We start from the raw sequence: 13810 nt of genomic DNA, 5'->3' as shown, positions 1-13810 counted from the left end.
CCCGGGAGGTTCCCTTGATTCTGCTTGCTCGTTTTGGCGCGTCACTCACGGCAGCGCTGCTGTTGATTCCTCTCGCCGCGTGCGGCGGCGGAGGCGGCGGCAGCAGCGTCGCCGCAATTGCGACAATGGAGCCCACGAGCGCGCCGAGCGGCGGCTCGTCATCCGCTTACACGTGTCCTTCGTCAGATAGCGCTTCGTCGGTTGCGCGTGCAGCGGGATCGGCATCGGTTACGCGACGCATGTATCGTAAGGCGTCGGGAGTGATCGCGAGTCCGGGACTGATCGAAGTGACCTATCGTCCATCCGTGATCGCGAATCCGGCGGTCACGATCGATGCGCGTATCGGTGGGACGAACGTCGGAGAATTCGATTATGCAAAGATCGGATACGCGACCCGATTGGTGCGGGTCACGCCCGCCGACGCGAGCGCGGTCGAATCGACGCTCCGCGCGACGCCGGGCGTGGTCGCGGTCGGCGAATCGCAGCGTCTCTCCGCCTTGAGCGTCAATGGCCCCTATCTCGGCAACGACCCGTATTTTGACGGCCAGTCCGGCGTCCCCGCACCGCTCTACGAGAACAGCGCGGTCGGCGGGCAGTGGGACATGCACGTCGTGCAGCTCGAGCACGCTTTCGATTATTCGCAGTTGAACAACGGCAGCGGAATCACCAACGCCGCAGCGCTCGGCTCGACCAACGTGAAGTTGGCGATCATCGACACCGGTGAGGACGTGACGCATCCGGAGCTTGCCAAGGCGAGTATCGTGCGCACCGAGTGCTTCATCACCGATCCGAACAGCAATGCGCAAAGCACGGGCACGTACGTGACCGACGAGGACGGGCACGGTACGGACGTCACCGGCATCGCCGAAGGGAACGCGAACAACGACTATGGCTTTGCGGGCGACGCCGGCAACGTGTCGTTGATGCTGTATCGGGTCTTCCCGACACCCGACGATAATTGCACCAATCCGAACTCGACCGACCCGCAGTGCACGGCAACAGACACCGATATCGCGAGCGCCATCGACGACGCGGTGAACAACGGCGCGAACGTGATCAGCATGAGTCTAGGCGGAAGCTCGTGCGTGAGCGGAGCGGACCCCGACCCGGTTGAGGGCGAGGCGATTGCCAACGCGATCGCGAGCGACGTGATCGTCGTTGCCGCCGCGGGCAACAGCGGGGGCTCGGGCGTGTCGGCACCCGGCTGCGACCCGGGGGTGATCGCGGTCGGCGCGAGCGCCTACAACGACGGCGCGGCGAACGGCACCGGCTACTCCGGTTCGAATACGGAATACGTGGCGAGCTACTCGCAATACGGCTCGGTCAACACGCTCAACAGTTCGGCCTCGTGGGGCATCGTTGCACCGGGCGGCGATCCGACCGGTGATACGGATCAAGACTACCTGCATTGGATCGAAAACATCTGGACGACGACGCCGCTCGATAGCAGCTACGCGGGCCAGTGCGACGATCCGCAGTTCAATGAGCCCGGCAACTGCCTGACCGAGATCGCCGGGACCTCGATGGCGACCCCGCACGTCGCCGGTGCCGCCGCGCTCGTGCTCTCGGTGAATTCGAGTTACCAGTCGCCGACCGCGATGAAAGAACTCTTGTGCAGTACCGCCGATAACATCTACGATCCGCATCAGGGCTGCGGCCGGCTCAACGTCTACCGCGCCATCGCGACCGCATTGGGCGACCCGCACCCGCCGACATAAGCGTCGTCGCTACGGGGTGGGGCTCGCTTCTGCGTGCAGAAGAGCCTGAACGCGGGCGAGAGCCTGCGCAATCTTCGGAGCGTTGAAGTGGTCCCCGACTTGCTGATAGAGTGCGAGCGCCTGCTGGTACGATTGCAGAGCGTCGCCGTACTGCAATTGTTTTTCGTCGATCGCGCCGATGTCGGCGAGCGAGTCGGCCACGCCGTGAGGATCGCCAATGTAGCGGAAAATCTTTAGCGCGGCTTGGAGCGATCGCATTGCGTCTGCGTACGCAGCTTGCGCGGTTTGAACTCGGCCCAAGTCATCGAGGGCACGCCCCTGACCGTCCTGGTCGGAAACGGTACGATAGAGGGAGAGCGCGTGCTGCTCGGAGGCAAGCGCATCGGCGTCGGTTCCCAGGCCAAGCAGCGCGAGGCCCAATCCACTGAGCGCATCGCCTTGGCCGTCGACGTCCCCCGCCTTCTGTACGAGCGTCAGCGCCTGTTGCTCCGAACTCATTGCGGCTGAATATTGACCCAGGCTGTTTTGCACGTAACCCAGCACGACCAAAGCGCTTCCCTCGTCGTCGCCGCCGATCGGTTTGCTAACCGCAAGGCTCTTTTGCGATGTCGCCGACGCTGCATCGTATTGCCCCTCGCGCCATTGGACCAGCGCGACATCGAGAAGACCGCCTTCTTCGATTTCGGGTTCGTTGACGGCTCCCCCGAGCACGAATGACTGTTCCCCCGCTTGCAGTGCCTCCGCGTAGCGCCCTTCGAACATTTGGATCAGGCCGATACCGATGAGCGCGTAACCCTCGTTCCCGCGGTCGCCGATTCGGCGATAGAGCCCAAGCGATTGCTCCTCGGCATTCAACGCCTCCGGGTATTTGCCCAGATGTTGTTGCGCGTTCCCGATATTACCGAGAATGATCGCCTCGCCGTCGAGATCTCCCAACGTGCGGTCGAGCGAAAGTGCCTGCGCAAACCACTGGAGCGCAGTGGCGTACCGGCCCTGCTGCGAAGCGATCAAGCCAAGATTGCTTTCATCCAGTCCTTGCCCGTAAGCATCGTGGAGGGGAACGAGCAACGCGAGCGCCTCTTTATTCAGTTCCGCTGCGGTGGCGTACCGGCCCTGATGGATGCGGACGTTTCCCATGTCGATAAGGTCGTAGGCCTCGGAGTCTCGATCGCCGAGCGCGCGACTCAACGCGTAAGCTTGACTTTGCAAACGCAGTGCGTCGTCCTCGCGGCCCTCTTCATCCGCCGTAACTGCAGTGTTGCTAAGAACTGCCTCTTCTCCCTCGCGATCGTTCTCCTGTCGATAAAGGGCGAGGGCTTGAGCAAACGTGCGAAGCGCCTGCGCATGATCGCCTTGTGTATCTTCGATCACCGCAATACCCTTGAGCGCGTTCGCCTCGCCGACGAGGTTGCGGCGCTCGCGTTCGACCGCAAGTGCCGTGCCGAACGATTGGATCCCCGCATGATATTCGCCGGCGTGCCACTGGACTGTGGCAAGATTTCGAAGCGCAACCGCGATTGCATTGGAGTCCTTGCTCTTGCGCGCCAACACGAGCTGCCGTTCGTAGTACGCTTCTGCCTGCGCGTAGTTCGAAAACTTCGCCAAGAACCATGTGCCGGTGGGATGATAGGTGATGTGCGACATTCCTGCCGCCGCGACCACGTCCGTGAGCGTCGCTTTGAACGGTGAGGCCGTGCCGATGACGAGGTATCCCGTCTTGCTGACGTTGATCTCGCCCCGCGTACACGCGAACGTCACGCTTCCGTCGCTTCCGGTTATCGAAAATACCGTTCCGGGGACCGAAGCCGAGAGCGCCACGCCGGACTGGACTTGAAAGAAATTGAGACTGTGGGGCACGATGTCGAACGTCATGTTCCCGCCGTTGCGCTTCACGAGTTCGCCCGCCCCGGTGCTCACGAACGTGATACTGGCCCCCGGCTCGAGGGTAATCGTGCTCTTGCCGCCGGTGCTCGCGATAACAGCGACTACGTGGGCGGGCACGTCGATGCGTGTCCCATCTAGGATCGTTTCCCCGAGCTGCAGCGTGTGCCGCACGGATGTTCCGCGGGTTACCGTCACCTGGGCCGTCGCCGCCCGCTTCCCGTCCAGGAAGATTTGCTTGACCGTATGCACGCGCGGCGCCGCCGCGAACGCAGGTCCCTGCATCGATATCGCGAGGGCGAGCAAAAAGCAGGCGCGTATCCAGCCGGCCATGGTGCGGTAGGGTGCGCTGGCGAGCGGCCGTAAGCCTGCCGTCCGCCGCGGGCTTAGGTCACCGGCCCATGCGAGAGGCGGTCGACGATTTCGGCGATGTACTCCTGGACGACGTTCGGGTCGTCGTCGATGCTGCGGGCTTGGATGTCGCTGACCGGTTCGTAAATCTTGGGATGGCCGAGCATGACCGGGAAGACGCAGCGCGACTCGATGCCGGCATTGATCCACTTTCGGTGCGCGCGCATGATCTCGAAACGGCAATACGGTTTCGTGAAATACGTTTCAGAGTACACCGGCACGACGAAGCGGCTGGCATCGAGCGAAAGAGTTATCTTCGATTGCCAGTCGCTGCCTCCGCGAATGGCGGACGTGTCGAAGAAGACCGAGAGCTTTTCACCGTTCGATAGCGTGGCGTCGCGCAGGGGAACGTACACGTGTTCATAAACCCAGGCGCCGTCCTCGCGCGCATAACTGACGAAGACATCGTAGTCGTAGGCTTCCACTGGAAGGGGTTCGATGGCATTGCGTTCGTCGTTCAAGACTTGCGATCCGCGGACGAATCCGAGCCCCGACGCGACGACGATACCGATGGAAATCAAAGATACTTGCGGCTGGATGTGGTGCGAGGAGAACATCCAGAATTCGAAGAGCAGGAAGATGCCCAGGCCGAGCGCCAGCGCGATTACCGACGAGAGAGCCGGAAGCAAATGGCGCGCCGCGCGTAGACGAGTACGCTTTAGCAGAAAAAACGTCGCGGCATACACGAGCACGGCCAATGCCGAAAAGACGGGGATAAGCAAGAGAAGGAACCGATTCTGGGGCTGCACGTCATAGTAGTCCATCAGGCCCTGGTCACGCGCGTTGCTTAGCGCCCAGCCGAGCAGTTCGGGACCGCTTCGATCCGCATAGGGCGACCTGTCATACTCGATCGTACCGACGATGACGTACGTTCCGTCGAGCTGCGGGTAGTTTTGAAATGCGGATGCGTTCGTGAAGCGATACACGGTGGGCGCGGCCAGCGCGATCTTTGGGCCTAAGCGCAACGCGACCTCGGTGGGGTCGCACGCGGGAAGCGTTGCGCCGCCGCGCGTCGGAAGCATCAGAACGCGCGCGACCATCGACCAGACGTCCTCGTAAGCTTGAATGTCACCGGAGACAACGGGAACCTGGCTGTAACAACGGCGGTAGAAAAGGCCGCTTTCGCGCGTATTGCTGATGAAGATGGTGTCCGCTGCTCCGCTCACGGCCGCGTAGATTGCTTGATCCTGGGGGTCGAGCGGTCCAGCCGCCTGATCGTAGGCGACGTCCACCGGGAATTGCTCGGTCGCATAGACGGGAAAATAATAGGTCGCAGTGCGGATGCTCGTCACCAGCGCGTCACGAGCGTTGCGCTCGTCGAGCGTGCACGGCTGCGAATGACAGGGGTAGAACCGGAAATCGAGGATGACGCCATCGGGCCATTGATGGGTTTGTCCGAGGCCGGTCTTCACCAGGCCATTGAGAAAACTTGCGACGCGGAGGCGGTCGGCCGGAATCCCGGAGATCTTCGGGTCCCAAGCGACGTCGACGATGGTGAGGTCCTGTGAAAAAACCGGCGCGGCGCGGGAGCTCAACAATGAGAAGAAGCGCCAATCCCAGTCGTGCCATGCGGGGATTGCCAACGTCACGACGAGCATCACGGCGGTGTAGACGCCTGCGAGCACCACAATTCGGACCCACCATGACGGAATGCGTGCGGCAAGAAGCATTCTTGCAATGCTCAGCTTATCGGCAATGGCTCGCCACAGAGTCATCGGCACCTCGTTGTTCGGAACCCTCCGTATCGGCTGAGGGAGTCGTGTGCTTGAGGGCGCCCTCTCAAGGTGGTCCCGTTTGAAAGGGCGCGCAACGCACCGGAGGTGTGGAGTGATCTTAGTCGATCCTAGTACGGGAGGCCAGGACGTCACGTCCGTCGGAAGTTTGCCGGCCGAAGGAGGCGTCCCGTGCGAGACGATGCGGGCGTTGCGTGCTTGATTTCGGGGGGCGGGGGGAATCCCGGCCCCTTCTCTGTACTAATCGATCGTGATGCACCCGCGTTCGCCGAGCGTAGCCGACTTCAATGGACCCGCGAAGATGCCGCTCGAGGTACTGTGCGTTCTTGAGCGCACCCCATTTCGGATGACCTCTGAATACGTCGAAGACGCCTGCCGTTTCGCCCAAGGGCTGGGCTGGGCCGCGAAAGACGGCGATACGTGGCATATGACAATGCGCGGGTACGAAGCGTTACGCTGGATGCGTACGTATCAGTGCGGATGCGGATGGTCGACAGCTCGCCACCTTGGCTCCGCGTTAGCGATTGTCGGAACGGTACGGGCGTGGCTCCATAAGCGACACTGCGCGGACGCGCAGCATATTTTCGACTAACACGCCGCAAGGGATCCGTAATCGCCGCCGTGTCGCTCACCGCAAGACAACTGAGCGCGGGAGCGTATCGGCCGAAGCGGCGACCGCCGGATGCGCGACACTCAAAGGTTCAGGCTGGCCGACCAGCGTCAAGCGGGTGGTATCCCAGAGTAACACGTTCGTCCAATCCGCGACGTAGGCCGACCACCAGCTAAGACCGTGCGCCGCGCCCAGGTGGTATGCGCGGGCGGCGACGGGTTGGCTGACGGCTCGGTCCCGGGTGACCACATCGGTCACGCGCTGTATGCCAAGCTTGGTCAGCGTCGGAACGTGGCCTAGGTCGGCGAGGGCGAGGTCTTGGGTGTCGATCGTCGCGAGCGCGAACGTGGCTTTGGCATTCTGGAAGGTCGCTGGGCGCCACGCGCGGAGTCTGGCGAACCGTTCGCCGATGGCTGCCTCGGGAGACGCCGCGCAGTAGAGTCCCTGGAAGAGGTCTGGGTTATCGAAGCTGCCGGTGCTCGACCGTGGGATAAAAAGAGCGCCGCCTGGTCGGTCCATGGCGGCACTGGGATCCCAAGGAAAGACGCGATACAGCCTCACGTGTAGGCTCCTGCGTCGATCGCGTCGAGCACGTCGAGCAGGGGACCAGCACCATGCTTCGAGAGCATGACGATTGGTTTCCCAAAGCCGAATGTCGGCTCCGTTCCCTCGAGCCAATCGACGACCACCTGGGCGTCTCCGAAGACCTGGAGCGCGCGAGCCAGAACGTGGTCGAGGTCGAGCGCACGTTTGGCGATCTCCTCGGGCACGTTGCGCTTCCCAGCGACCATCTGGGTGAGGTTCCCAGGGTCCATACCGAGGAGGCCGGCCAGCGGCCGGGTTCCGAGGATTTCCGCCAACCGAAGAAGGCGCGGCTGCATAGCCCCTAACTCGCTGAGTTTACGCGGCGAGAGCTTGCGGGCGTCGATCGTCCAGGCCATGGACTTAGCATAGTCCATCTGCGTGACTACGTAAAGTGTAGTCAGAAGCACATGTCGCAGCTGCAGGTCCTACGTCGGGTAGGAATAGCCGATCGCGGCGAGGACGCGTTGCGTTTCGAGGCCGTCTTGGAACGTCGGTAAGGCGCTTTCGCCGGTTTCGATCTGCTTGACGAACTCGTCGTAGAGTTCCATCAAATACGGTACGTTGGGCAGCACGCTCGCGAACTTCGCGTACGGCGAGGGCTTGCATTGCAGTTCGTTGGTCTCGTCGGCATCGATACTGTAGAGCGTGGTGTCCATTGCGCCCGGACCGCTCGCCACGGCGGAGCGGTTCTCGCCGTGCACGGCAAAGGTGAACGATTCAACGATCTCGGTTGCGTCAGTGGTCAGACGCCCAACCAGCCCGTCACCGTAATCCAGCAGCGCGAAGCAGCCGTCGTCGACCGTGCTCGCGAATTCTCCCTGATCGTCGTGCCGCAGGCGGTTTGCGGTACGCAGAAAACCGTACGTACGGCGCGGCGGACGGCCGATCGCCCAATTCGCACTATCGATCAGGTGGCAGAAGATTGCGTTGGCCATGCCGCCGCCTTTCTCGCGCTGGAACCACCAGCCGCGCCGGCGCTGGGTGCTCGCTTCGCGCAGAAAGGTCGTGAGGTGCGTGATCTCGATCTCGCGCAGCGGCGCGAGATGGCCGTTGTCGATCAGCTCTTTGAGCGCTTGCCGCTGCGGCACGAACCGAAACTCGTGCGCGATGCCGCACGCGGTGCCGGCGTCGCGTGAGGCCGCCACCATCTCTTCCGCTTCCTCGACGTTGAGCGCGAAGGGTTTCTCGCACATCACGTGCAGCCCCGCGTCCAGCGCCGCGAGCACGTCGTTGCGATGGGTGAACGGCGGCGAAGCGATGGTGATGGCATCCAGCTCGGCGCCCTCGATCATCGCCGCCGCGCTCGGATACGAATGGGGAATCTTTCGTTCGGCCGCGATCGCCTTCGCGCTGGAGGGCGAGGCGAGGGCGACGACGTCGAAGCGCGGGTGCGCGAGCAGCGCCGGGAGATGGGCCTTGACGCCGAAGCCGGCGCCGCTGATGCCGATGCGATAGGTTTTCACAAAGCTTCTTTCACCAATTCGAGCGCGCGATGGAGCTGCAGCGGCGAGATCACCAGCGGCGGCGTAATCGAGAGCACGTCGCCGCGCGGGCCCGCCTGCACGAGAATAACACCGCGCGCGAGCGCGGCCTTGACGACTCGGTCGGCATCGGCCGCGCTCGCCAGCTGCAAGCCCCACATCGCGCCGCGGCCGCGCATCGCGACCACAGCCGGATGGTCCAGCATCGCCTGCAGCCGGCGCTCGATCAGCTCGCCCAGCTCGCGTGCCTGCACCGGCAGCGCCATGCGCTCCAGCTCCTCGATCGTCGCCAGCGCCGCGGCGCAGCCCATCGGATTGCCGAGGTAGGTCGAGGTGTGCAGCGCTTCGCCGGTCGAGCGCGGCCAGGCGTCCATCACCGCGTCGCGCGCGACCGCAGCGCTGATCGGAAAGCCGCCGCCCATGGCCTTGCCGATGCACATGACGTCGGGAATCGTATGATCGTACTCGCACGCGAACCAATTTCCGGTGCGGCCGAACCCGGTGTAGATCTCGTCGAAGATCAGCAGGATGCCGCGCGCATCGCAGTACGAGCGCAAACCCGCCAGATACCCGTCCGGCGGAACGATGCAGCCGCCGCGGCCCTGAATCGGCTCGACCATCACGGCCGCGATATCGTCGTGTGCATCGGCCACACTGCGAAACGCGGCGAGCGCGTCCTTCGCTGTGGTCGTGCGCGCGTCGGGATAGTCGAGCCGAATGGCAACTTCGGGCACGAGCGGCGCGAACGGCTCGATGAACCGCGGAATGCCGCCGACTTCGAGCGCGCCGAGCGAGAGTCCGTGATACGCGCCGTGGTAGGCGATGAAGCGATGTTTGCCGGTCGCGAGCACCGCGGTTTTGAGTGCGGCCTCAACCGCTTCGGAGCCGGTCGTAGCGAAGAACGTCTTGTCCAGTCCCGAGGGAAGCACGCGCGCGAGCCGTTCGAGCAGCCGGGTGCGCACCGCCGTCGGATGGACGTCGCCCATCCCGTGCATCAGTGCTGCGCCCTGCTCGGCGATCGCGGCGATCACCGCCGGATTGCTGTGGCCGACGTTCGCGACGCCGAACGCCGCGGTCAGATCGATGTAGCGATTACCGTCGACGTCGGTTACGGCGGCGCCGCTGGCCGATTCCCAAAAGACCGGGAAATCGTCGCCCACGTAGGTGACGTTGCGCGACTCGTGCGCGAGCAGCGGCGCGGTGAGCGCACGCGTTCGCGGGCCGGGAATATCGCCCGCGACGTGCTCGAGGTCCTCGTTCATCACGGCTATCGTTCGTCCGTGATCCACGTAATGAAGTCCGCGATGCGCGCACGGCCGCCGTGATTGCCCCCGAGCGGCGGGCGCTGAAGATCGCCGAAACGCGCGATGCGGTGTGCCCCGATTTCGGTTGCGAACGTGCGCAGATCCTCGCGCTTGCCGGCCAGCGCCACGGCTTCCACCGGAACGTCGTGACGAACGAGGTAACCGATCGCGTCGCTCGGGTTATCGACCGCGTGAATCGCCAGCGCGCGCGGCAGAAAGGCGGGCGGTTCGCTCGCCGGCGGGTCGAGCACCGCAAGATACGAGCCGCGAGCGTCGGAGAAGACGCTGCCGCTGCCGGCAGCCGAACGGAACGCGGCGAGGTTGCGCGCGTTGGTAATACGGGCGCTCGCGCGCGCGTCGCGCTTGCCGGGCGGAAACTCGATCGAAGCGCGCTCGACCTCGTGCGCGACCAGCGCGGTGAAGTGGGTGGGATCGATCAATCCGCCGCGCTCGACGAAGAGCGCGTGCAGCGAGAGACAACCCTCGGTTTCGTAGAGGACCAGATCGCGTGCTGCGCCGGCCGCGATCGCGGTCGCTTGCACGAGGTCGCGCAGTTCTTCGCGCGCCACGTAGCCGATGCTCGCGCGCGAACCGTATCCGATGAAGCGCGCGCCGCCTTGCATCGCCGCCGCGATGCGGCCCAGCGTCGCATCGCTCCCGAAGGCGACCACGACGTCGAATCGCCCCAAATCGACCGCGTCGCCTTCGCCTTCCCAGCCCTGGGCGCGCGTCACCTCGCGGAATTCGTTCAGCTCCTGACCGAGCGTGCTAAAAAATGCGCGCACCAGGCCGTCTTCGCGATCCTTGACGAGCACCTCGCACTTCGCGCACAGCGCGAAGATCGCCGGCACGATCGCAACCCCGATCGTGGTGCGGCTCGAAATGACGCAAACCACGCCCGCCGGCAGGGCGCGTGCCCGCGGCCGCCCCGGTCGTAACGCAAATTCGTCGAGCACGTCGAGCGAACCCAGCTCGCCGGCGATCGTCGCTTCGAGCGAGTCGACGGTGAGCGAGCCGAAGAGTTGGTCGAGGGCGTATTCCACGACGGGCTTGGTGTAACCGGTGCGTTCGACGATCCGATCGAGCAAACGAACGCGCGGCGGAAAATCAGCGTCGGACCAGCGCACCGCGGCATCGGCAACCGCGCGCACGACCCGTCGTGCCGGCACGGCGCGCAGGGCGTTCATCGCACGATGAGATCCTCGGCCGCGAGCGAACAGCCGCGCAGCGCGGCGCCGTGCTCGCGCCCGATCAAGACCAAACTGTCGTCGAATCGCACGCCCAGATCCTCGGTCAGAATTGCCACGCACGAGGAACGGTTTGCGAGGTCCACGTGGACCAGCGCGCCGACCGTCCCATCGGGCAGCGTCGCTCCGTCGGAGCCGACGACGCGCGCCCGCAGCCATGGCGGCGCGAGCTTGTAGCGTACGCGTGCAATCGAGTGATCGTGCCCGATGACCATCACGTCGTCGTAGTACTGCGAGGTGAGTTCGGTCATGCCGTATTCGCCGACGATCGAACAGTTGGTCATGCCGAAGCGCTCGGCGGTGCGGGCGTAGAGGTCGTCGCGATCGACGACGCGCGAACGGCCTTTGAATCCGCCCGTCTCCATCACGCGCGATCCGGTCGGCAGGGCGAAGTAGCGCCGGCGTTCGTGCAGGATGTCGAGCACGTTGACCAAGGCGAAGGCGGTGGCGGCGATGCAGACCGGACGGTCGTACTCGACCGCTGCTTCCAGATCACCGATGAACGCATCGACGTTGAACGTTTCGCCGTGAAGATACCAGGCGGTGGCGCCGTCGCCGCGCCGTTCGCTCACGCGTCCCATCATGTAGCCGAGCGAGGAGTGCGGGTTGAGCGCCGGATTGGGCACGAGGTTCAAGTAACGCAAGCGGATGTGGTCGGGCCGCATGAAGCGATCGAAGCCGGCGATGAGCGCCGCGTCGTAGAGTTTCGTGCTTTCCATATAGTGACGGCCGGTGTGTCCGGCTGTCGTGCCGCTGGTCTCGAACACCAGCGCGGCTTGTTCGGGGTCGAATGTAGTGAGCGCGGCCTCTTTGAAAGCCGCGCTCGGAACCGGAGGGATCTCGTGCCAATGCTCGGGCATGCGTTCGAGCGAAACGTTTTGCGTTTCGCAATAGCGCGCGTAAGGCTGGTTGTAGTGGAGCTGATGCTCGAAGACGCGCAGAGCGAGTTCGTTGAAGGCGTCCTCGGGAAGATCCCGGTCGTAATCGTGCCAGCGTTGGATGACCGTAAAGATCTCGGCGTCGAGCTGATGGGATTCTTCGGCGTAATTCACGCGTGCGTCTCGCTTCGGCGGCTGGTGATGATTCCCGAGTTGAGGCCCGTCATCGAGAGGCCGCCGTTGAAACGGGCGCTCTCGACCTTGATGCAGCGGTCCACGACCACGTCCAGACCCGCTTTATCGGCCAGCGCGATGGCTTCCTCGTTGATCACGCCGTATTGGAACCAAATAGCCTTGGCGCCGACCGCGATCGCCTCGTTTACCAGCGGAACGACCTCGCTTGGCTTGCGAAATACGTCGACGATGTCGGGTGCGCCATGTGCTTGGGCATACGCGGTGAGCGACGGAAAGGCCGGGACGCCGTCGATCGCGGCGATCGTGGGGTTGATCGCCGCGATTTCGAAGCGGTGCTGGGTGCGCAGGTACGAGAAGACGGTGTAACTGGGGCGCATCGGGTTGTTCGACGCGCCGACGACGGCCACGCGCTTCGAACGCTCGAGCAGCGCGCGCCGCTGCGCCGGGGTTTGCAGGATCATCGCAGGGCCTCCGCCAGCTCACCGCGCTGCGAAGCTTCGAGGGCATTGCCCAGGTCCCAGGTCAGGTCGTCCGCATCCTCCAGGCCGACCGAGAGCCGGATCGCCTCCGGAGCGACCCCCGCCTTGCGCATCTCCTCGTCGCTGAGCTGGGAATGCGTGGTCGAAGCCGGATGAATGACCAGCGACTTCGCGTCGCCGACGTTGGCGAGATGACTCCACAGCTCGAGTGAATCGATGAAGCGCCGTCCTGCTTCACGGCCTCCGCGAATGCCGAAAGTGAAGATCGACCCCATTTCGGGCGCACGCACCCACTCGACTTCGGGCCGCGCTGCGAGAAACGCGGCGATCGCTTTCGCGTTACGCACGTGCGCTTCCATGCGCAGCGGCAGCGTCTCCAGACCCAAGAGGAGGATCCATGCGTCCATCGGCGACATCTGTGCGCCGACGTCGCGCAGCACCTCGGCTCGCGAACGCATCAAGAAGGCGTACTCGCCGAACGTTTCGGTGAAGACTTTGTCGTGGTAGCCGGGGCTGGGCTGCGAGAGCAGCGGAAACTTCCCGCCGCCGAAATCGAAGCGCCCCGATTCGATCATCACGCCGCCCATCGTCGTCCCGTGTCCGCTGATGAACTTCGTCGCCGAATGCACCACGACGTCGGCGCCGTGCTCGATCGGGCGGCAGAGATACGGCGATGCAAAGGTGTTGTCGATGACGAGCGGGATGCCGTGCTCATGCGCGATCTGCGCCAGCCGCGCGAGGTCGGCGATCGTGCCCGACGGGTTGCCGATCGTTTCGGCAAAGAGCAGTTTGGTGTTCGGTTTGATCGCTGCCTCGAGCGCTGCGTAGTCGTCGACCGGCGCAAACGCCGTTTCGATGCCCATGCGACGCAGCGTGACGGTGAACTGCGTGACCGTTCCGCCGTAGACGTTTTGTGAGGAGACGAGATGATCGCCGGCTTGGGCCAATGCGAGAACCGTGCAGAGCTGCGCTGCCAGACCGCTCGAGAAGGCGATTGCGCCCAGGCCGCCTTCGAGCGAGGCCATTCGCTCCTCGAAGGCTGCCACCGTCGGATTGCTGATGCGACTGTAGATGTGGCCGTAGCTGCGCAGTTGAAAAAGCTCGGCGGCTTGCTCGGTCGTCCCAAAGACATACGCGGCCGTCTGATAAATCGGGGTAGTCCGAGAACCCGTCGTCGGATCGGGCGGCGTCCCGGCGTGGATGGCGCGCGTGGCAAAGCCGAAATTGCGGTCATGCATATTGCTTGGTGCTTCGTCGCTTATGATCTATAAGTCCCGCAGGTGCGGTC

The 13810-nt window shown here is 64.0% G+C and carries 11 protein-coding genes; 1 reads left to right on the top strand and 10 read right to left on the bottom strand.

The annotated features are described in order from the left end of the window. Window positions 1–14: 14 nt before the first annotated feature. Entirely contained in the window at window positions 15–1718 is a 1704-nt protein-coding gene (locus VMF11_09480) for a S8 family serine peptidase (protein HTU70536.1), read from the top strand. A gap of 9 nt (window positions 1719–1727) precedes the next feature. Here the strand turns inward: VMF11_09480 and VMF11_09475 are convergent, their stop codons facing one another. The 10 genes from VMF11_09475 to VMF11_09430 form a co-directional block, all read right to left on the bottom strand. Then, window positions 1728–3932 (bottom strand): tetratricopeptide repeat protein, encoded by a 2205-nt coding sequence (locus VMF11_09475; protein HTU70535.1) that lies wholly within the window; start codon window positions 3930–3932, stop codon window positions 1728–1730. A 53-nt stretch (window positions 3933–3985) separates the two neighbouring features. Further along, window positions 3986–5680, bottom strand: coding sequence for a toll/interleukin-1 receptor domain-containing protein (locus VMF11_09470; GenBank protein ID HTU70534.1), 1695 nt, complete (start codon window positions 5678–5680; stop codon window positions 3986–3988). Between the two features lie 691 nt (window positions 5681–6371). Continuing rightward, on the bottom strand, window positions 6372–6872 hold the full coding sequence (locus VMF11_09465) for an RES domain-containing protein (GenBank protein ID HTU70533.1): 501 nt from the start codon (window positions 6870–6872) through the stop codon (window positions 6372–6374). Window positions 6873–6910: 38 nt separating this feature from the next. Then, window positions 6911–7294 carry a hypothetical protein gene (locus VMF11_09460; protein HTU70532.1) on the bottom strand — a complete coding sequence of 128 codons (384 nt, stop codon included), beginning with the start codon at window positions 7292–7294 and terminating at the stop codon, window positions 6911–6913. Between the two features lie 69 nt (window positions 7295–7363). Next, window positions 7364–8401: a Gfo/Idh/MocA family oxidoreductase gene (locus tag VMF11_09455; GenBank protein HTU70531.1), complete on the bottom strand. Its 1038-nt coding sequence runs from the start codon at window positions 8399–8401 to the stop codon at window positions 7364–7366. Then, the gene (locus VMF11_09450) at window positions 8398–9681 is read right to left on the bottom strand and encodes an aspartate aminotransferase family protein (GenBank protein HTU70530.1); all 1284 of its coding nucleotides are present in this window, start codon (window positions 9679–9681) and stop codon (window positions 8398–8400) included. The genes VMF11_09455 and VMF11_09450 overlap by 4 nt, the downstream gene beginning before the upstream one ends. 5 nt (window positions 9682–9686) lie before the next feature. Then, window positions 9687–10910, bottom strand: a complete 1224-nt coding sequence (locus VMF11_09445; GenBank protein ID HTU70529.1) for an acyl-CoA reductase — start codon at window positions 10908–10910, stop codon at window positions 9687–9689. Further along, window positions 10907–12022: a hypothetical protein gene (locus VMF11_09440; protein HTU70528.1), complete on the bottom strand. Its 1116-nt coding sequence runs from the start codon at window positions 12020–12022 to the stop codon at window positions 10907–10909. Before VMF11_09440 ends, VMF11_09445 begins: the two co-directional genes overlap by 4 nt. Then, window positions 12019–12504, bottom strand: coding sequence for a CoA-binding protein (locus VMF11_09435; GenBank protein ID HTU70527.1), 486 nt, complete (start codon window positions 12502–12504; stop codon window positions 12019–12021). Before VMF11_09435 ends, VMF11_09440 begins: the two co-directional genes overlap by 4 nt. After that, window positions 12501–13760, bottom strand: a complete 1260-nt coding sequence (locus VMF11_09430) for an O-acetylhomoserine aminocarboxypropyltransferase/cysteine synthase family protein (GenBank protein ID HTU70526.1) — start codon at window positions 13758–13760, stop codon at window positions 12501–12503. Before VMF11_09430 ends, VMF11_09435 begins: the two co-directional genes overlap by 4 nt. Window positions 13761–13810: the final 50 nt, after the last annotated feature.

Source organism: Candidatus Baltobacteraceae bacterium (assembly GCA_035502855.1).
Lineage (GTDB): Bacteria > Vulcanimicrobiota > Vulcanimicrobiia > Vulcanimicrobiales > Vulcanimicrobiaceae > Aquilonibacter.
This window is presented reverse-complemented; position numbering and strand designations above follow the sequence as displayed.